Source organism: Streptomyces sp. 71268, from assembly GCF_029392895.1.
Classification (GTDB): Bacteria; Actinomycetota; Actinomycetes; order Streptomycetales; family Streptomycetaceae; genus Streptomyces.
This window is the reverse complement of record NZ_CP114200.1, coordinates 3836500-3854005: the sequence shown is the minus strand read 5'-3', so window position 1 is coordinate 3854005 and position 17506 is coordinate 3836500. Positions and strand designations below refer to the sequence as shown.

General features: G+C 71.5%; 15 protein-coding genes, 1 tRNA gene and 1 pseudogene. 9 read left to right on the top strand and 8 right to left on the bottom strand.

Annotation, left to right across the window (positions count from 1 at the left end):
• Positions 1 to 159 precede the first annotated feature (159 nt).
• The 3 genes from OYE22_RS14740 to OYE22_RS14730 all read right to left on the bottom strand — a co-directional run bounded on the left by OYE22_RS14740 (position 160) and on the right by OYE22_RS14730 (position 1232).
• Positions 160 to 561, bottom strand: coding sequence for a PIN domain-containing protein (locus tag OYE22_RS14740; protein WP_277320833.1), 402 nt, complete (start codon positions 559 to 561; stop codon positions 160 to 162).
• Positions 558 to 806: a type II toxin-antitoxin system CcdA family antitoxin gene (locus OYE22_RS14735; RefSeq protein ID WP_277320832.1), complete on the bottom strand. Its 249-nt coding sequence runs from the start codon at positions 804 to 806 to the stop codon at positions 558 to 560. The genes OYE22_RS14740 and OYE22_RS14735 overlap by 4 nt, the downstream gene beginning before the upstream one ends.
• A 352-nt stretch (positions 807 to 1158) precedes the next feature.
• Positions 1159 to 1232: transfer RNA gene (locus OYE22_RS14730), tRNA-Gly, on the bottom strand.
• Positions 1233 to 1767: 535 nt separating this feature from the next.
• Between OYE22_RS14730 and dcd the strand changes: the two genes are divergently transcribed.
• Together dcd and OYE22_RS14720 are read left to right on the top strand one after the other, a co-directional pair.
• Entirely contained in the window at positions 1768 to 2343 is a 576-nt protein-coding gene (dcd, locus tag OYE22_RS14725; RefSeq protein WP_277320831.1) for a dCTP deaminase, read from the top strand.
• 105 nt (positions 2344 to 2448) lie between these two features.
• The gene (locus OYE22_RS14720) at positions 2449 to 2946 is read left to right on the top strand and encodes a phosphoribosyltransferase (RefSeq protein WP_277320830.1); all 498 of its coding nucleotides are present in this window, start codon (positions 2449 to 2451) and stop codon (positions 2944 to 2946) included.
• A gap of 100 nt (positions 2947 to 3046) precedes the next feature.
• Here the strand turns inward: OYE22_RS14720 and OYE22_RS14715 are convergent, their stop codons facing one another.
• Both OYE22_RS14715 and OYE22_RS14710 read right to left on the bottom strand, forming a co-directional pair.
• The gene (locus tag OYE22_RS14715; RefSeq protein WP_277320829.1) at positions 3047 to 4186 is read right to left on the bottom strand and encodes a Yip1 family protein; all 1140 of its coding nucleotides are present in this window, start codon (positions 4184 to 4186) and stop codon (positions 3047 to 3049) included.
• 198 nt (positions 4187 to 4384) lie between these two features.
• Entirely contained in the window at positions 4385 to 5608 is a 1224-nt protein-coding gene (locus tag OYE22_RS14710; RefSeq protein WP_277320828.1) for a GNAT family N-acetyltransferase, read from the bottom strand.
• 619 nt (positions 5609 to 6227) lie between these two features.
• Here OYE22_RS14710 and OYE22_RS14705 point away from each other — a divergent pair.
• Positions 6228 to 6746: an SRPBCC family protein gene (locus OYE22_RS14705; RefSeq protein WP_277320827.1), complete on the top strand. Its 519-nt coding sequence runs from the start codon at positions 6228 to 6230 to the stop codon at positions 6744 to 6746.
• A gap of 128 nt (positions 6747 to 6874) precedes the next feature.
• Here OYE22_RS14705 and OYE22_RS14700 read toward each other — a convergent pair whose 3' ends face one another.
• The gene (locus tag OYE22_RS14700; protein ID WP_277320826.1) at positions 6875 to 7507 is read right to left on the bottom strand and encodes a hypothetical protein; all 633 of its coding nucleotides are present in this window, start codon (positions 7505 to 7507) and stop codon (positions 6875 to 6877) included.
• Positions 7508 to 7885: 378 nt separating this feature from the next.
• On the bottom strand, positions 7886 to 10159 hold the full coding sequence (locus tag OYE22_RS14695; RefSeq protein WP_277320825.1) for a (Fe-S)-binding protein: 2274 nt from the start codon (positions 10157 to 10159) through the stop codon (positions 7886 to 7888).
• A gap of 591 nt (positions 10160 to 10750) precedes the next feature.
• On the opposite strand from OYE22_RS14695, the gene dnaK reads away from it, so the two are divergent.
• Genes dnaK through OYE22_RS14675 form a run of 4 tightly spaced genes read left to right on the top strand, consistent with a single transcriptional unit; the run spans position 10751 to position 15010 of the window.
• Positions 10751 to 12616: a molecular chaperone DnaK gene (dnaK, locus tag OYE22_RS14690; protein ID WP_277320824.1), complete on the top strand. Its 1866-nt coding sequence runs from the start codon at positions 10751 to 10753 to the stop codon at positions 12614 to 12616.
• Complete coding sequence (gene grpE / locus OYE22_RS14685) at positions 12613 to 13314, top strand: nucleotide exchange factor GrpE (RefSeq protein WP_176163130.1); 702 nt, start codon at positions 12613 to 12615, stop codon at positions 13312 to 13314. The genes dnaK and grpE overlap by 4 nt, the downstream gene beginning before the upstream one ends.
• A gap of 30 nt (positions 13315 to 13344) precedes the next feature.
• Positions 13345 to 14532 carry a molecular chaperone DnaJ gene (gene dnaJ, locus OYE22_RS14680; protein ID WP_277320823.1) on the top strand — a complete coding sequence of 396 codons (1188 nt, stop codon included), beginning with the start codon at positions 13345 to 13347 and terminating at the stop codon, positions 14530 to 14532.
• Between the two features lies 1 nt (position 14533).
• Positions 14534 to 15010 (top strand): helix-turn-helix domain-containing protein, encoded by a 477-nt coding sequence (locus OYE22_RS14675; RefSeq protein ID WP_277320822.1) that lies wholly within the window; start codon positions 14534 to 14536, stop codon positions 15008 to 15010.
• Positions 15011 to 15128: 118 nt separating this feature from the next.
• Here the strand turns inward: OYE22_RS14675 and OYE22_RS14670 are convergent, their stop codons facing one another.
• Entirely contained in the window at positions 15129 to 15782 is a 654-nt protein-coding gene (locus tag OYE22_RS14670) for an NAD(P)H-binding protein (RefSeq protein WP_277320821.1), read from the bottom strand.
• Positions 15783 to 15999: 217 nt separating this feature from the next.
• Between OYE22_RS14670 and OYE22_RS14665 the strand changes: the two are divergent.
• Both OYE22_RS14665 and OYE22_RS14660 read left to right on the top strand, forming a co-directional pair.
• A pseudogene (locus OYE22_RS14665) lies at positions 16000 to 16365 on the top strand (helix-turn-helix domain-containing protein); the annotation flags it as partial.
• 199 nt (positions 16366 to 16564) lie between these two features.
• Positions 16565 to 17368, top strand: a complete 804-nt coding sequence (locus tag OYE22_RS14660; RefSeq protein ID WP_277320820.1) for a GNAT family N-acetyltransferase — start codon at positions 16565 to 16567, stop codon at positions 17366 to 17368.
• Positions 17369 to 17506 lie beyond the last annotated feature (138 nt).

The window sequence follows — 17506 nt, the reverse complement described above, 5'->3', positions numbered from 1 at the left end:
CTGCAGATCAGTGGCGCGAGGCTGATGGGCATTGCCTGCTGACCTCTCGACACGGGGCCCCAGCCAGGGAGGCGGCTCAAGTCGCGGCCGACCGCCTCAGCGGGGTAGGGGGCGGCGCGGTGGGCCTTGCCAGGGGGGCGTTCAGTGTGAGTCGGCGCGTCAGAGCGGAATGATCCGAACCTGGCTGCCGCAGAGCTTTGTCATGTCGTCACTGTCGGACGTCAGCAGGGCTACCGGTTTCGGCTGACGCAGCGCGACCTCGGCCACCGTGGCGTCGATGGCGTACTTGTGCCCGTGTAGCCCGGCGCCCTTGAGGAGTTCCGCCGCGGCCCTCGCCGCCTGCTCGGTGACCGGCTCCACCTTGATGCGGGACAGGGCCCAGTTCAGGCGCGGGATGTTGGTACGGGAGTGGATGACTTCCACGATGGTGTTCGCCCCGACGACGAGGTCGGCCCCCATGTCGTGGAACACCTGCAACAACGCGAGGAACTTACGGTCCTGCGCGATCCAGGCGGAAAGCCCTTCCGAGTCCAGGACGACGCTCTCGACGCGCTCACTCACGCCGCGTCCGCGCCGTTGGAGGCGCCGCCGGCACCGAAGATCTTCGCGCGGGCCTCCGCCAGCTCCTCGTCACTGAAGCGCCCGTGTTCTTCTTCATGGCGTCGCAGATCATCACCCAGCAGCTGGTGTCGAATCTGCCGGGCGACCGCCTCCGCCACGTACCCGGAGACGTTGTCCGTGAGCTTGCGGAGCTCCGCCACCTGGTCACTGGGCAGGGTGACGGTGATGCGAGTCGTTGAGGACATACGGGAAGCATACTGGAGTATGCGCACAACTGGTGTGACGACCAGCCGCCCCACGCGAGCTCGCCCCAAAGCGGCACGTGCGGTTCCGGGTGCCCGCCGCCGGTGGCGCGCCGTGCGACACATGCCGCCCGGTCGACCAATCCGGGGCTGCGTAGGCGAGCGGGTGGCGAGAACCGAACTCGCCCTCTGGGCTTGAGGAATTGGCGGCGCTCGGGCCGTAACTCCTGGCGCGCGCTCCGGGACGTGCCTCACGCAGGGTAGCCGTACGAGATAGGGCACGCGGAGGACGCGCCACCCCGCAAAAGGCCCGAACAACAAACAACCCCCGGGTCTCTGACCTGGGGGTTTGTCATGGAGCGGGTGACGAGAATCGAACTCGCGCTCTGAGCTTGGGAAGCTCATGTTCTACCATTAAACTACACCCGCGAAAACGAGCCGCCCGATCTTGCGTGCCTCACGTCACCGTGGGGCACCTCAACAGGGCCTCGCATCGCGCATCACTCTACCTCATCCTCGACCCCCGGTGCATGGACCGCGGGGTCTTCGTGCTGTTTGGGCTCGGGGCGCGGGGCGGGAGGTGTGGGACCGGGGTGAGGGGGTGGGGATGTGGACGTGGGGGCGGGAGTTGGGGCGTACGGTGGGGGCGCGGAGTGCCGGGTTCGGGGCCGCCTGATCTATCCCCTAATGTGGCTTTTGTCGTTCACGCAGCTGGGGAAGGGGACCGATGGAGCGCACCGTCGTCCGTTGTGCCGAAGGGCACGTATTCAGCACCGCTTCGTTCCCGATGCAGAACCTGACCGCCGACCGTCTCGGGCCCGGACGCTTGTTGCGCTGTCCGCGGTGTGCCCGGCTTCGGCATGCGGTTCCTGTGGTGCTGGAGAAGCGGTAGCTCACATTCAGTGAGGGCCCGGCCCGGTTGGGTCGGGCCCTTGGGGTTTGTTTGTCCGCGTATCCTCGTGGCGTGCTTCTCTCAGACAAGGACATCCGGGCCGAGATCGACTCCGGCCGGGTGCGGATCGATCCGTACGACGACCAGATGGTGCAGCCGTCGAGCATCGACGTGCGGCTGGACCGCTACTTTCGGGTGTTCGAGAACCACCGCTACCCCCACATCGACCCCGCCGTCGAGCAGTCCGACCTGACGCGCGAGGTGGTGCCGGAGGGGGACGAGGCGTTCATCCTGCACCCCGGGGAGTTCGTGCTGGCCTCCACGTACGAGGTGGTGAGCCTGCCCGACGACATCGCCTCGCGGCTGGAGGGTAAGTCGAGCCTGGGGCGGCTGGGGCTGCTGACGCACTCCACGGCCGGCTTCATCGACCCCGGGTTCTCCGGGCACGTGACGCTGGAGCTGTCGAACGTCGCGACGCTGCCGATCAAGCTGTGGCCGGGGATGAAGATCGGCCAGTTGTGCATGTTCCGGCTGACCTCGCCGGCCGAGCACCCGTACGGTTCCGAGCGGTACGGGTCGCGTTACCAGGGGCAGCGCGGGCCCACCCCGTCGCGCTCCTTCATAAACTTCCACCGGACCACGGTCTGAGCGGTCTGGTGGTGCGGTGGTGCGGCGGCGCGGTCCTGGCCTCGGGGTTCGGGGCGGGGCGGTCGCGCGGCCAGGGAGTTACGAGAGACAGCGGGGCGAAGTGAGATGAGTGCGGTGCGGGAGAACCTGACGTACGACCTGTTCGGTCGGGCGATCCGGGAGTTGGCGCAGACGATCGCGGACGACGGGTACGAGCCGGACATAGTGCTCTCCATCGCGCGCGGCGGCGTGTTCGTCGCCGGCGGCCTCGCCTACGCGCTGGACTGCAAGAACATCCACCTGGTGAACGTGGAGTTCTACACCGGCATCGGCACCACGCTGGAGATGCCGGTCATGCTCGCGCCGGTGCCCAACGCCATCGACTTCTCCGACAAGAAGGTGCTCATCGCCGACGACGTCGCCGACACCGGGAAGACGCTCAAGCTGGTGCACGACTTCTGCGTGGGCACCGTCGCCGAGGTGCGCAGCGCGGTGATCTACGAGAAGAGGCAGTCGCTGGTGAAGTGCGAGTACGTGTGGAAGCGCACCGACCAGTGGATCAACTTCCCCTGGTCGGTCGAGCCGCCGGTGGTCCGCCGCGACGGACAGGTGCTCGACGCCTGAGCCGTCCGCACACCCGAGACCGGCCACCACCAGGGGCCCGGAACACGCGACGACCGTCGCGGTTCCGGGCCCCTGGTGGTGTGGGTGGGGCCGTCGCGCCCTACAGCGTGCCCAGTTTGATGATGGACAGCAGCGCGACGAGCTGGATCGCGCTGGCGCCCAGGGCCTTGGGCCAGGGCAGGTCGTGCGACTTGCTCACCATCGACGTGAACAGCGCGCCCGCCGCGAGCCAGGTCGCCCAGCCCAGGAGCTGCACCAGGGTGCTGTCGCCGCCCAGGAACATCGCGAACAGCAGGCGTGGCGCGTCCGTGATGGAGGTGATCAGCATCGACAGGCCGATGGTCGGCGCCCAGGCGCCGTCGCCGCCGAGTTGGCGGGCGAGGGTGTGGGTGACCGCGCCCAGGATCAGGCCGCTCAGCACGACCGCGACCGCGGTGCTCAGCATCCACGGGATGCTGTTGGACAGCGAGGCGTTCAGCACCTCCTCGCGCGCCTGGTCGAAACCGAAGACCGCGAGCAGCCCGTAGACGAAGGTCACGGTCAGCGCCGTGGGCCACATCGGGTAGTCGCGCATCTGCCAGAACGTCGGGCCCGGGCGCAGCACGATGCCGCGCAGCAGGTCCTTCCAGTGCAGCCGTGGGCCGGCGGGTGGGGGCGCGGGCTGGCCGGCGCGGTAGGCGCTCACGGTGCCGTCGTCGTACCCGTCGTCGCCGTAACCGCCCTGCGGCCCGTACGCCGGATCGTCGGCGAGGCTGAACTGCTGGGTGTGGCCCGGGTTGTCGTTCGGGTCGTACGCCGGCTGGCCGCCCCCGCCGCCGGGCCCGGGGTAGCCGCCCTGGCCGCCGCCCGGCGCGTAGTACGGGTCGTGGCCGCCGTCGCCGAAGTACTCCGGCTCATCCGGCCGGCCCTGCGCCGGGTGCGGCCACTGGACGCGGCCCGCGCTCGGTCCGTACGCCCCGGGGCCCGGCCCCTGCGGCGGGCCGGGCGGGTAGCCCTGGCCGCCGCCGGCCTGGCCGTACGGCGGCGGGGCGGCGTGCTGCCCGTACGGCGGCGGGCCGCCCTGTTGTCCGTACGGCGGGGGCGCCTGCCGCGGGCCGGGCTGTCCGGGGTGCCCGCCGTGCCCCGGGTGCCCCCCGGGGTTGGGGCGCCCGGAGGGGCCGGGGTACGGCCCCTGCTGTCCCTGTTGTCCCTGCTGTCCCGAGCGGGAGTCGCGTCCGCGTCCGATCCTGAATCCAGCCACGATTCGAACGTACCTGGTCCCGCGGACCTCGGTGACAGGGCAGCGGAGAATACCGGGGCCATTGCGGCCGAGCTGTGACATCCCCTAGGGGAACCCCGGGGGGCTAACCCCCTGCTGACCTTGGTGTTTGGCGCACCTCACGACAGCGTACGACGGCACGGGCACGGTGCGGGCGACGTCAGGAGTCGGTGGGACTGATCAGAAATCGTCCACCGTGTACGGCGCGAGGTCGGTGCGCAGCGCGACGTCGAGGGCGGCCGCCGCGCCCGGCGTGTGCTCGGTGACCAGGCCCGCGTGCGCCAACTCGCGCAGCGGGATGGTGCCGAGGTAGCCGGAGCCGAGTTCGCGCACGTCCAGACCGAGGTCGGCCGGCGCGTCGGTCGGCTCGTAGGTGGCGGTGCCCTGCCGCACCGACAGCCGGTGTCGGCCCGCGTTGGCCGGGACGTACGCGTCCCGCACGTCGAGTACGACGTCCACGTCGGCGGCCCAGGAGCGGGCGCGCAGCGCGGCGCCCACGTCCACCAGGCGCACCCGCAGGCCGGTCTCCTCGCCGGTGACGCGCACCTGGTCGCGGTCGGCGCAGAAGTGCAGCAGCGGGTCGTCGAGCGGGCGGGCCCACGCGGTCACCTTGTGGGAGAGGTCGATGCCGGCGAGGTAGCGCCACAGGGCCGCGGCGACCGCCGGGGTGTCGGCCTCCAGCTCGCCGATGTGCACGCTGCCCGGGCCGTGGCCGTCGGACTTGGTGCGGTAGATCACGTACCCGGCCAGCGGCTCGCCCAGCGCGACGATCCGCGGCGGGCTCATGTCGTCGTCATCGGGGTCCTTGTCGACCATCCACTCCTCGCGCCACCAGCGCTCCGTACGGGCCATCCGGCCGGCGCGCACAGCGCGGGTGCGCTCGTAGTACGGGCCGAGCAGCGCGGGCGCGTCAGCCGGGTCGACCAGGCGCAGGGGGCGCTCGTCCGGCGCGATGCGCAGCGCCAGCGGCCGGGACGAGTTGATCTCGACGGTCAGCCCGCGGGTGCCGGTCCCGAAGCCGTAACGGCCGTAGATCGCGTCCTCGGACGCCCACAGGCAGGCCAGCGGCGTGCCCGCGGCGCCGAACCCGCGGTACAGCTCGGCCATCATCCCCGACAGCACGCCCCGCCGCCGGTGGGTGGGGGCCACGGAGACGAAGGTCAGCCCGGGGGCCGGCAGCTCGCCGCCGGGCAGTGAGAGCGTGAAGTCGTAGGTGGCCATGAGGCCGACCAGCCGGTCGCCGTCGTACGCGCCCACGCGCGCGCACTCGCGCAGGGTCTCGTAGTGGTGCTTGCGCTCGTCGTTCTCGGGGGTTTCGAGGAAGGCGAGATAAGAGAGGGCCAGCGCCTCGTCGAGGCGGGTTTCGGGCACCTCACCGAAGCGTAGGGCGGAGCTTTGTTCCATATTCCGGACGGTAGCCGCGAAGGGTCGCACAGGCATCCGCTTTTTTGACCACGTCAGGACCATTTTGCGACTGGTGTGCGCCGTGGCTGATGGCCGATTCGCGCGCGCCCGCCCGGTGCCCGCCTGGGCACACCGTACGGGCACGCCACGCCGTACGGGCACGCCACACCGTACGGGCCGCGTCCGAGGTCGGCCCCCGCGGCGGGCCAGCGACCGCGGGGACCGGATGCCCGAGGCGGCCCACCCCCCGACGAGGCGGGCCGCCGACCCGGCCCCGGCGGCGCCCGTCGGCAGGACGGGGCGCCGGAGCACCGGTGGCGCGCCGGGCGGCGGTTCGTCCGCCATGGCCGGTGGTCGCAAGTAGCCCTGAGAACACCGGAGTTAGCGGCGAACGCGACGCTTCCGCGCCGTGCCAGCAACTGTGCCGGGTCACCGCGCGGCGGGGGAAGTGAATCTTGATAGGTCTTGCGCGCGTATCGATGCCCCTTTGGCTATCGGTGGAGGCCACCGGTGTGGCCGAGGGGGCTCGGTGCCCTCTGTGTCATGCCAGTGATCGGTGGCATGATCCGGCGGGGCCAGGCGGCCACCGCACGAGCCGACGCGAGGGGAGACGCAGGGGATGACAGCCATGTCACCGTCCGACGCGCACACGGGGCCGACGGGGCCGACGGGGCTCGGGCAGCCCGACGCGACGGGCCAGATCGCGGTCGCGGCCCCGACCGAGCGGGTCTACGCGCTGGTCACCGACCTGCGGGTGCTCGCCGAACTCGGCGAGGAGGTGAGCGCGCACCGCTGGGTCGGGCGACCGGGGGCCGCGGTGGTCGGGGCGCGGTTCAGGGGGAGCAACCGGCGCGGCGCGCGCCGCTGGTGCACCACCGCCCGCGTCACCGCCGCCGACCCGGGCCGATGTTTCGCGTTCGAGGTGCGCAGCGGGCCGTTGCCGGTGTCGGTGTGGCGGTACGACATCCGGGCCGTGGCGGACGGCGGTTGCCTCGTGGTGGAGAGCACCTGGGACCGGCGCCCGCGGTGGTTCAGGGGGCTCACCGCGCTGGCCACCGGCGTACGCGAACGGACCGCGGTCAACGACCACAACATCGCCCGCACCCTCAGCCGGCTCAAGGAGCGCGCGGAACGCTGACCGTGTGGCTGGCTGGCCGGGTGCTGGGTGGGCCCGCGCGGTCGCCGGCCCGACCAGTGGCCCACGTCGGGGTGCGCACCCGCCGGCGCGTGGCGCCGGCCCGGTGGGCCACTGCTCAGGGGGCGCGGTCAGCGCGCGGCCGGCGCCGCCCCGTTCGTCGACGACGTGGCGAACAACTCGGCCTCGGGCCAGATCGGGACGGCCTCGGCGCCGGCGGCGTGGACGGCCGTGCCGTCGAAGGTCGTACGGGTCTCGGGAATGCCCTCGTCCGGCCATTCCACGACCAGTTCCAGCGGGCCCTCGGGCGGCAGTTGGGACAGGTGGAGGACGAGGTGTTCGTGGAAGCCGTCGCCGCCGCCCTCAAGGCGCAGGCTCGGGCCGGGGGAGCCGTTGGTCGCGGAGGTGGGGGCCGGGTCGAGGGTGGTCACCTTGCGGCCGTCGCCGAGCAGCATCCCGCAGCGGAGGGCGCCGGCCGCGGTGCGGGCGGCCCGGCGGGGGGAGTTCGGCGGGGCGAGGCGGCGGCGGAAGACCTCCACGCGGATGGTGACCGACCTCGGCCACACGTGCCAGCCGCTGAGCATGAGCCGGGTGTCGGGACCCGCGCCGAGTTCGGCGGTGTGCGGTAGGCGGGCGGGGATGAACCAGCGGTCCGGCGGAAGCGGCTCGTCATGGGGTGCTTCGTAGGCCGGTAACGACGGCTCGTTGGGGGGCTGGGGCTCTTCGGTCGGGTCGGCGCTGATCAACCCTTCGAAAAAACTCATGTACGGATAGTGACAGTCGGGTCGGACATCTGTCCGCCGAACGCACGGGAACCGAGGCCAAAGGGACCTTAGGGGCAGCCGATGCTGCCCTTGTGGGGACGTGGCCTCAGCCGAAGCGGACGCGTCCTCCGCCCTCGAGGCCGACGTACCCCTCCGTCCGAAGCGGACGCGTCCTCCGCCCCCGGGGTCGACGTACCCCCACCCCGAAGCTGGAAGCGCCTGCCCCCCCCGCTACCTCGGCGGCTGGCGACTCGGCCCGTACCGGGCACGAGAACGCCCCCGTGCCGGGCACGAGAACGCCGGTGGGCGCGGACCGTCTCGCATGGTCCGCGCCCACCGGCGGTTGGCGCTTCCGTTGGCCCGGTGCGGGCCGACGGGCTACTTCACGGGCTCCGGCTCGGGCGCCGTCGCCGGCTCGCCGTCACCGCCCGGGTCCGGCTGCTCGGGCGTCTTGACCGAGTCGAGGAGGAGTTGCGCCACGTCCACGACCTGGAGCGACTCCTTCGCCTTCCCGTCGTTCTTCTTGCCGTTGACCGAGTCGGAGAGCATGACGAGGCAGAACGGGCAGGCCGTGGAGACGATGTCGGGGTTGAGGGACAGCGCCTCGTCCACCCGCTCGTCGTTGACCCGCTTGCCGATCCGCTCCTCCATCCACATCCGGGCACCACCGGCGCCACAGCAGAAGCCGCGCTCCTTGTGCCGGTGCATCTCCTCGTTCCGCAGCCCCGGCACCTTGGCGATGATCTCCCGAGGCGGCGTGTAGACCTTGTTGTGCCGGCCCAGGTAGCACGGGTCGTGGTAGGTGATCAGGCCCTCGACCGGGGTCACCGGGACCAGCCTGCCCTCGTCGACGAGGTGCTGGAGCAACTGGGTGTGGTGGATGACCTCGAACTCGCCGCCGAGCTGCGGGTACTCGTTGGCGATGGTGTTGAAGCAGTGCGGGCAGGTCGCGACGATCTTCTTCTTCGCCTTGGGCTTCCGGGTGGACTCGTCGTCACTGTCCTCGCCGAAGGCCATGTTCAGCATCTCGACGTTCTGCTGACCGAGCTGCTGGAAGAGGAACTCGTTGCCCAGGCGCCGGGCGGAGTCGCCGGTGCACGCCTCGTCGCCGCCCATGATCGCGAACTTCACGCCCGCGATGTGCAGCAGCTCGGCGAACGCCTTGGTGGTCTTCTTGGCCCGGTCCTCCAGGGCGCCCGCGCAGCCGACCCAGTACAGGTAGTCGACCTCGGTCAGGTCCTCGATGTCCTTGCCGACGACCGGGACCTCGAAGTCGACCTCCTTCGTCCAGGCGAGCCGCTGCTTCTTCGCCAGGCCCCAGGGGTTGCCCTTCTTCTCCAGGTTCTTGAGCATCGTGCCCGCCTCGCTGGGGAAGCTGGACTCGATCATGACCTGGTAGCGGCGCATGTCCACGATGTGGTCGATGTGCTCGATGTCCACCGGGCACTGCTCGACGCAGGCGCCGCAGGTGGTGCACGACCACAGCACGTCCGGGTCGATGACGCCGTTCTCCTCGAGCGTGCCGATCAGCGGCCGCTCGGCCTCGGCCAGCGCGGCGGCCGGCACCTGCGCGAGCTGCTCCGCGCTGCCCTTCTCCGCGCCCTCGGCGTCCTTGCCGCCGCCGGCGAGCAGGTACGGCGCCTTGGCGTGCGCGTGGTCCCGCAGGCCCATGATCAGCAGCTTCGGGGAGAGCGGCTTGCCGGTGTTCCAGGCCGGGCACTGCGACTGGCACCGGCCGCACTCGGTGCAGGTGGAGAAGTCGAGCAGGCCCTTCCAGGAGAAGTGCTCGACCTGCGAGACGCCGAACTGGTCGTCTTCGCCCGGGTCCTCGAAGTCGATCGGCTTGCCCTCGGAGACCATCGGCGGCAGCGCGCCGAGCGCGGTGGAACCGTCGGCCTCGCGCTTGAACCAGATGTTGGGGAAGGCCAGGAAGCGGTGCCAGGCCACGCCCATGTCGGTCTTGAGGGCGACCGTGATCATCCAGATGAACGAGGTCGAGATCTTGATCATCGCGACCAGGTACGTCAAATTCTGCAACGTGCTGACGTCGAGGTCGCGGAAGGCGGCGACCAGCGGGTACGAGGCGAAGAACCCGGCCTCGTACGAGGTGACGTGGTGCTGGGCGCCCTCCAGGCCGCGCAGCGTCATGATCGACAGGCCGACGATCAGGATGACGGCCTCGACGAAGTACGCCTGGCCGAAGTTCGACCCCGTGAACCGGGACTTGCGGCCGGCCTTGCCGGGCTTGCTGAGCTGGCGGATGACGATGAGCGTGAGGATGCCGAGGGTCGTCATCAGCCCGAGGAACTCGGTGAAGACCTCGTACGGCAGCCAGTCGCCGATGACCGGGATCAGCCAGTCCGCCTGGAAGAGCTGCCCGATGGCGTTGACGATGGTCAGCAGCAGCGAGAAGAAGCCCACCGCCACGAACCAGTGCGCGACGCCGACGACGCCCCAGCGGTTCATGCGGGTGTGGCCGAGGAACTCCTTGACCACGGTGATCGTGCGTTGCGCGGGTTCGTCGGTCCTGGTCCCCGCGGGTACGGGCTGGCCGAGCCGTAGGTAGTGGAAGATCTGTAGCAGGGCACGGCCGAACAGCGCGACGCCGACCGCGATGAGGACCAGCGACACGATGATCGCGGCGAGTTGCATGGCGGCTCCTCGAACCTTCGAGAGCGGGCTTACTAAGCAGTAACTTATCTGGTCTTCGCCGAGATTACCGAGGATCACGAGAGCGGTGCACAAGACGAGCCGGTGATATGCGTCGCTCAGGCTTGCCTTATCGCCTTTCGATGCCCTCTTGGACGTCTTCCAGTCTCCCTCTTTCCCCGGCCGGAACGGGCTTCGCCCTGCGTTCCGCGGTTCCGTGGCGCGGCTTCGTGGGCTGGCCCCCGTGGGTCCCGTGACCTGGTCCCGTGGGGTGGGGGTCGGCCGGTGCGGGGTCCGGCCTGGCGTCGGGCCGGACGGCGAGGGGCGAGGGCGGGCGCGCGCGGGTGCGGGGGGCCGGCGCGGGATGTCTCATGGAGAGGGGGCGTCGGGCGGGCTGGGCGTGGGGCGGGTGTCGCGCGAGTGGCCCCCGGTGGCCGTGGTGGCGGCTTCGCGCGGGGCGTGGGCGCTGTTTTTCGGCCGCGTGCGAATAAGGGCCGTATAAAAGTTGAGCCTGCCTGACTCACCTCTGTTGACAGGGAAAAGTGGATCAGGCACGCTTGAGCCTGTTCCACTCAAGTTGGCTGGAGGATTGACATGGCACGTGCGGTCGGCATCGACCTGGGTACGACGAACTCCGTCGTCAGTGTTCTCGAAGGCGGTGAGCCCACCGTCATCACCAACGCCGAGGGCGCCAGGACCACGCCGTCCGTCGTCGCCTTCGCGAAGAACGGCGAGGTGCTGGTCGGCGAGGTCGCCAAGCGCCAGGCGGTCACCAACGTGGACCGCACCGTTCGGTCGGTCAAGCGCCACATGGGCACCGACTGGAAGATCAACCTGGACGGCAAGGACTTCAACCCGCAGCAGATGAGCGCCTTCATCCTGCAGAAGTTGAAGCGCGACGCCGAGGCGTACCTGGGCGAGAAGGTCACGGACGCGGTCATCACCGTCCCCGCGTACTTCAACGACTCCGAGCGCCAGGCCACCAAGGAGGCCGGCGAGATCGCGGGTCTGAACGTCCTGCGCATCGTCAACGAGCCGACGGCCGCCGCTCTCGCCTACGGCCTCGAGAAGGACGACCAGACCATCCTCGTCTTCGACCTCGGTGGCGGCACCTTCGACGTGTCGCTCCTGGAGATCGGCGACGGCGTGGTGGAGGTCAAGGCCACCAACGGTGACAACCACCTCGGTGGTGACGACTGGGACCAGCGGGTCGTGGACTACCTGGTCAAGCAGTTCAACAACGGGCACGGCGTGGACCTGTCCAAGGACAAGATGGCGCTCCAGCGTCTCCGCGAGGCCGCGGAGAAGGCGAAGATCGAGCTGTCCTCGTCCACCGAGACCACGATCAACCTGCCCTACATCACGGCGTCCGCCGAGGGCCCGCTGCACCTGGACGAGAAGCTCACCCGCGCCCAGTTCCAGCAGCTCACGGCCGACCTGCTGGAGCGCTGCAAGACGCCGTTCCACAACGTCATCAAGGACGCGGGCATCCAGCTCTCCGAGATCGACCACGTCGTCCTCGTCGGTGGCTCCACCCGCATGCCCGCCGTCGCCGAGCTGGTCAAGGAGCTGACCGGCGGCCAGGACGCCAACAAGGGCGTCAACCCGGACGAGGTCGTCGCCATCGGCGCCGCCCTGCAGGCCGGTGTGCTCAAGGGTGAGGTCAAGGACGTCCTGCTGCTCGACGTCACGCCGCTGTCGCTTGGTATCGAGACCAAGGGCGGCATCATGACCAAGCTGATCGAGCGCAACACCACGATCCCGACCAAGCGCTCGGAGATCTTCACGACGGCCGAGGACAACCAGCCGTCCGTGCAGATCCAGGTCTACCAGGGCGAGCGCGAGATCGCGGCGTACAACAAGAAGCTCGGCATGTTCGAGCTGACCGGGCTGCCGCCGGCGCCGCGCAACGTGCCGCAGATCGAGGTCACCTTCGACATCGACGCCAACGGCATCATGCACGTCTCCGCCAAGGACCTGGGCACCGGCAAGGAGCAGCGGATGACCGTCACCGGCGGCTCCGCGCTGCCGAAGGACGACATCGAGCGCATGATGCGCGAGGCCGAGCAGTACGCGGACGAGGACCACAAGCGCCGCGAGGCCGCCGAGACCCGCAACCAGGCCGAGCAGCTCGTCTACCAGACCGAGAAGTTCCTCAAGGACAACGAGGAGAAGGTCCCCGGTGACGTGAAGTCCGAGGTCGAGGCCGCGGTCACCGACCTCAAGGAGAAGCTGAAGGGCGAGGACAACGCGGCCATCCGCGAGGCGACCGAGAAGGTCGCCACCGTCAGCCAGAAGCTCGGCCAGGCGATGTACGCCGACGGCCAGGCGGCTGCCGGCGCGCCGGGTGCCGAGGGCGCGGCCGACGCCGCTGGCGCGGGCCAGGCCAAGGACGACGACGTCGTGGACGCCGAGATCGTCGACGACGAGAAGGACAACCGCCAGGGCGGTGCGGCGTGACGGAAGAGACTCCGGGCTTCGACGAGCAGCCCGACGTCCCTTCCGACGCCACCTCCGACGCCGCGTCGAAGCCCGACGCGGCGAAGGGGGCCGGGTCCGCCGACGCGGCGGGCCCGGCGGCCTCGGCCGGGGACGCACCAGATGCCGGCCTCGACGAGAAAGCACAGCACGACGTGGCGCTGACGGCTCAGCTCGACCAGGTCCGCACCGCGCTCAACGAGCGCACCGCTGACCTGCAGCGCCTCCAGGCGGAGTACCAGAACTACCGCCGCCGGGTGGAGCGCGACCGGGTCACCGTCAAGGAGATCGCCGCGGCCAACCTGCTCTCCGAGCTGCTTCCGGTCCTCGACGACGTCGGTCGGGCCCGCGAGCACGGCGAGCTGGTCGGCGGCTTCAAGTCGGTCGCGGAGTCGCTGGAGACGGTGGTGGCCAAGATGGGCCTCCAGCAGTTCGGCAAGGAGGGCGAGCCCTTCGACCCGCTGATCCACGAGGCGCTGATGCACAGCTACGCGCCGGACGTCACCGAGACCACGTGCGTGTCGATCCTGCAGCCGGGGTATCGCATCGGCGAGCGCACGATCCGCCCCGCGCGGGTCGCCGTCGCCGAACCGCAGCCCGGCGCGACGCCCGGCAGCGGTCAGGCGGGCAAGGGCGATGACGCGTCTGACGAGGAGAACGGTGGCCCGGACGAGGGCTGACGTGACGTACGGAGAGGAGGGACGTCGAGGATGAGTACCAAGGACTTCGTGGAGAAGGACTACTACAAGGTCCTCGGCGTCCCCAAGGACGCCACCGAAGCCGAGATCAAGAAGGCGTACCGGAAGCTGGCCCGCGAGTACCACCCGGACGCCAACACCGGTGACGCCAAGGCCGAGGAGCGCTTCAAGGAGATCTCCGAGGCCAACGACGTCCTCGCCGACCCCAAGCGGCGCAAGGAGTACGACGAGGCGCGGGCGCTGTTCGGGAACGGCGGGTTCCGCCCGGGCCCGGGCGGCCCCGGCGGCACCGGGAGCTTCAACTTCGACCTGGGCGACCTCTTCGGGGGCGGCGGCCCGCAGCCCGGCGGCCCGGGCGCGGGCGGCTTCGGCGGCGGACTCGGGGACGTGTTCGGCGGCCTGTTCAACCGCACCGGCGCGGGCACCCGCACCCAGCCGCGACGCGGCCAGGACATCGAGTCCGAGGTGACGCTCAGCTTCACCGAGGCGGTCGACGGCGCGACCGTGCCGCTGCGGATGTCGAGCCAGGCACCCTGCAAGGCGTGCCAGGGCACCGGCGACAAGAACGGCACCCCCCGGGTGTGCCCGACCTGCGTCGGCACCGGGCAGGTCAGCCGGGGCGGCGGGGGAGGCTTCTCGCTCACCGACCCGTGCGTGGACTGCCGAGGCCGGGGCCTGATCGCCCAGGACCCGTGCGACCAGTGCAAGGGCAGCGGGCGGGCCCGCTCCTCGCGCACCATGCAGGTCCGCATCCCGGCGGGCGTCAGCGACGGGCAGCGCATCCGGCTGCGCGGCAAGGGCGCCCCCGGCGAGACCGGCGGCCCGGCCGGCGACCTGTACGTGGTGGTGCACGTGGGCGCCCACCCGGTCTTCGGCCGCAAGGGCGACAACCTGACCGTCACCGTCCCCGTCACCTTCGACGAGGCGGCCCTCGGCGGCGAGGTCAGGGTGCCGACCCTGGGCGGACCGCCGGTCACCCTGAAACTGCCGGCGGGCACCCCCAGCGGGCGCACCATGCGCGCCCGTGGCAAGGGCGCGGTCCGCAAGGACGGCACCCGGGGCGACCTGCTGGTCACCATAGAGGTGGCCGTGCCGACGGAGCTGAACGACAAGGCGCGCGAGGCGCTGGAGACCTACCGCGAGGCCACGGCGGACGTGGACCCGCGGGCCGAGCTGTTCCAGGCCGCGAAGGGAGAATGAGATGGACGGCCGAGGCGCACGCCCAGGCGGCGGCAGCCGCAGCAACCCCTACTACGAGCTGACCGACGACTCACCGGTGTACGTCATCTCGGTCGCCGCCCAACTCTCCGGCCTGCACCCGCAGACCCTGCGCCAGTACGACCGCCTCGGCCTGGTCTCGCCCGACCGCACGGCGGGCCGCGGGCGCCGCTACTCCGCCCGCGACATCAGCCTGCTGCGCCAGGTGCAGGCGCTCAGCCAGGACGAGGGCATCAACCTCGCCGGCATCAAGCGCATCATCGAGCTGGAGAACCAGGTGGCCGCGCTCCAGCAGCGGGTCGCCGAGCTCCAGCAGGCGGTGGAGGGCGCGGCGGCGGCGATGCAGCAGCGCGAGGCCGCCGTGCACGCCTCGTACCGTCGCGACCTGGTCCCCTACGACCAGGTGCAACAGACCAGCGCCCTGGTGGTGTGGCGCCCCCGCAGGCCGGGGCAGGACTAGCCGACACCCCGTGTGTCACTGCGGTGGGCCCGCCGCCCCTGGCGTTCTCCAGGGGGCGGCGGGCCCACCGCTGTCTGGGCGCCGTGGCTCCCGCGCCGCCGGCACGCACCGGTCGGGCTCAGGTCACCGCGAGGTGGGTGCGGTGGTGACGCGGCGCGGTGGCCTCGTCGGGCAGGGCCTCGTCAAGCAGGGCGATGGCGAAGTCGGGGTAGGAGATCTGGTCGGCCAGATCGCCGTGCGGGCGTACCGCGTACCGGCCGCGGCGCGCCCCGTCGTGGTCGAAGTCGCCGGACGGGCTCACGTACACCCAGTCCACCTCGTCCCCCGCGGCGCGCAGTACGTCGCGGCCGGCCGCGTGCGCGAGGCAGAACGGCCGGAACTCGGCCGGGAAGCCGGGCGCGTCCAGCAGCGGCCTGCCGTCGGGCCCGGGCAGGAGCGTGGCGATGCCCGCGGCGACGAGCCGACCGACGCCGGCCGCGCCCAACCCCGCCACCAGGGCGCGGGCGCTCGCGGGGAAGAACGCGCCGGGGTCGGTGCCCGCGCCGTACACCGCCGTCACGTTGATCGCGGCCGCGTGCCCGGCGGCCAGGGCGGTCACGCGCGCGGTGTCGGTGACGTCGCCGACGGCGATCCGTACGCCCGCGTCCGCCGGCCCCTGGTAGCGGGCGGCGTCCCGTACGACGGCGGTGACCTCGTGCCCACGCCGCCGGGCCTCGGCGACGGCCTGCCGTCCGGCCCGGCCGCCCGCGCCGAAGATGACGATCCTGCTCATGTCGGAATACCTCCGGGAGAGTTGGTGCTCGGGAAGGTATCCGGGCGGGTGGTTACCTTCCGGATACCGCCGGGATCACGAACGGGATCGCGGGCCGGGCCGTGACGGCCAGGGCTTGTGACGGGTGTTGCCGCCGGGCCGCTCGTCGGGGCTGCCCGGTGGGTGCTGCCGCTGGGTGGCCGTACGCGGCGGCGAGCAGAGTCAGGAGGGGGGCCCCGTGACGCACCGCGAGCCACTGCCGGCCGACCTGTTCGAGGAGGTGTGTCCGTCCCCGCTGTTGCCGTTCCGGTTCGGCGACAAGTGGGGAGCCCTGGTGCTGCGCTGTCTGGAGGACGGCCCGCGCCGCTTCTCCGAACTCCGCGTTCCACTGCACCGCGTGACCCCGAAGGTGCTCACCCAGTCGTTGCGCGGCCTGGAGCGCGGTGGCCTCGTCACACGCACGGAGCACGTGGCCCCGCGTCGCGTGGTCGAGTACGCCCTGACACCACTCGGCCGCAGCATGCTCGACCCCCTGCACGCGGCGTGCGCGTGGGCGGCCGACCACTGGGACGAACTCCTCGACGCGCGTGAGACGTACGAGTCGCGAGAATCGCACGGGTCGCACGGGTCGCACGGGTCGCACGGGTCGCACGAGCCGTACGACGAGGCCGTCGGGGGGAGGCGGCGCGGTGTCGACATGGGGCGGCGGGGGGTGAGCGCGGGTGGTCAGGGCCCGGGATCGGCGACGGGGCGTGGCCGACGGGCCGTGGGGCGGTCTTCGTACGGTGAGGGGAGTGTCGAGCGTGGAACTCGTCCCAGGTGACCGGGGCCTGTTGGCCCTCCAAATGGGGGCGAACTGGCCGGTTGCCGAGAACGGCCGGCTGACCGGGCCTGGCGCGCCCCGGCTGGTGGTCGCCGCGGCGGCCGACGGGGTGGTGGTCGCGGCGAGCGCGGGGGTGCCCGACGCGGTGGTGGCCGGGGCGCGGGCCGCCGTGGTCGGCGTACGCCCGGAGCTGCCACCGACCTGGCGCGCGCCCCGGGCAGCGGGCGCGACCGGGGAACCGGGGCCGTCGGGCGCGGCGGATGGACCGGCCTCGTCGCCCGCGGTGCCGACTGGTGTGCGGCGGGCCCGGCAACTGGTCGAGGAGGCCACCGGCCCGGTCACGCTCTCGGCGGGGCCCTGCTACCTGATCCCGCCCGAGGTGCGGTACGCGCCGACCGCCCGCGTGGTCACCTCGGACGGGGGCGACCCGGCGGCGCTGCGAGCGGCGAATCCGGGCAACTGGGGCGCGGAGGAGTGGGACGATCTCCTCGACGGCGCGCTCGGGCCCTGGGCCATGGCCGTGGCGGCGGGCCGGGTCATCGCCATCTGCCACACCCCGTGCTGGTCGGCGCGGGCGGCGGAGGCGGGGGTGTGGACCCGCCCGGGCTGCCGCGGGCGCGGCCACGCGGCGACGGTCACGGCGGCCTGGGCTCGCGTCATGGCGGCGACCGGGGACGGCAGGCGGCTGTTCTACAGCACGACGGCCACCAACCACGCCTCCCAGTGGGTCACCCGCCGCCTCGGACTCCGCCAACTCGGCTGGATGTGGAAGCTGACCGCCTGACCAGCCCGACCACGCGGGTGCGGGGTTGGGCCGCTGGGGGCGCTGGTGGAGTGCCGTGATGGCCGACACGCGTTCTCGTCGCGGGCGTCTTCGGGTGCGGTCAGCCGTGGCCCGCGCAGCGAGAGGGCCAGCTCCGGC

What these genes read in the sequence shown, in the direction of transcription:
- OYE22_RS14735 (WP_277320832.1), bottom strand. Translation starts at nt 806, where the DNA reads ATGTCCTCAACGACTCGCATCACCGTCACCCTGCCCAGTGACCAGGTG.
- OYE22_RS14720 (WP_277320830.1), top strand. Translation starts at nt 2,449, where the DNA reads ATGAGTGCGGTGCGGGAGAACCTGACGTACGACCTGTTCGGTCGGGCG.
- OYE22_RS14710 (WP_277320828.1), bottom strand. Translation starts at nt 5,608, where the DNA reads ATGGAACAAAGCTCCGCCCTACGCTTCGGTGAGGTGCCCGAAACCCGC.
- OYE22_RS14705 (WP_277320827.1), top strand. Translation starts at nt 6,228, where the DNA reads ATGACAGCCATGTCACCGTCCGACGCGCACACGGGGCCGACGGGGCCG.
- OYE22_RS14700 (WP_277320826.1), bottom strand. Translation starts at nt 7,507, where the DNA reads ATGAGTTTTTTCGAAGGGTTGATCAGCGCCGACCCGACCGAAGAGCCC.
- OYE22_RS14695 (WP_277320825.1), bottom strand. Translation starts at nt 10,159, where the DNA reads ATGCAACTCGCCGCGATCATCGTGTCGCTGGTCCTCATCGCGGTCGGC.
- dnaK (WP_277320824.1), top strand. Translation starts at nt 10,751, where the DNA reads ATGGCACGTGCGGTCGGCATCGACCTGGGTACGACGAACTCCGTCGTC.
- dnaJ (WP_277320823.1), top strand. Translation starts at nt 13,345, where the DNA reads ATGAGTACCAAGGACTTCGTGGAGAAGGACTACTACAAGGTCCTCGGC.
- OYE22_RS14675 (WP_277320822.1), top strand. Translation starts at nt 14,534, where the DNA reads ATGGACGGCCGAGGCGCACGCCCAGGCGGCGGCAGCCGCAGCAACCCC.
- OYE22_RS14670 (WP_277320821.1), bottom strand. Translation starts at nt 15,782, where the DNA reads ATGAGCAGGATCGTCATCTTCGGCGCGGGCGGCCGGGCCGGACGGCAG.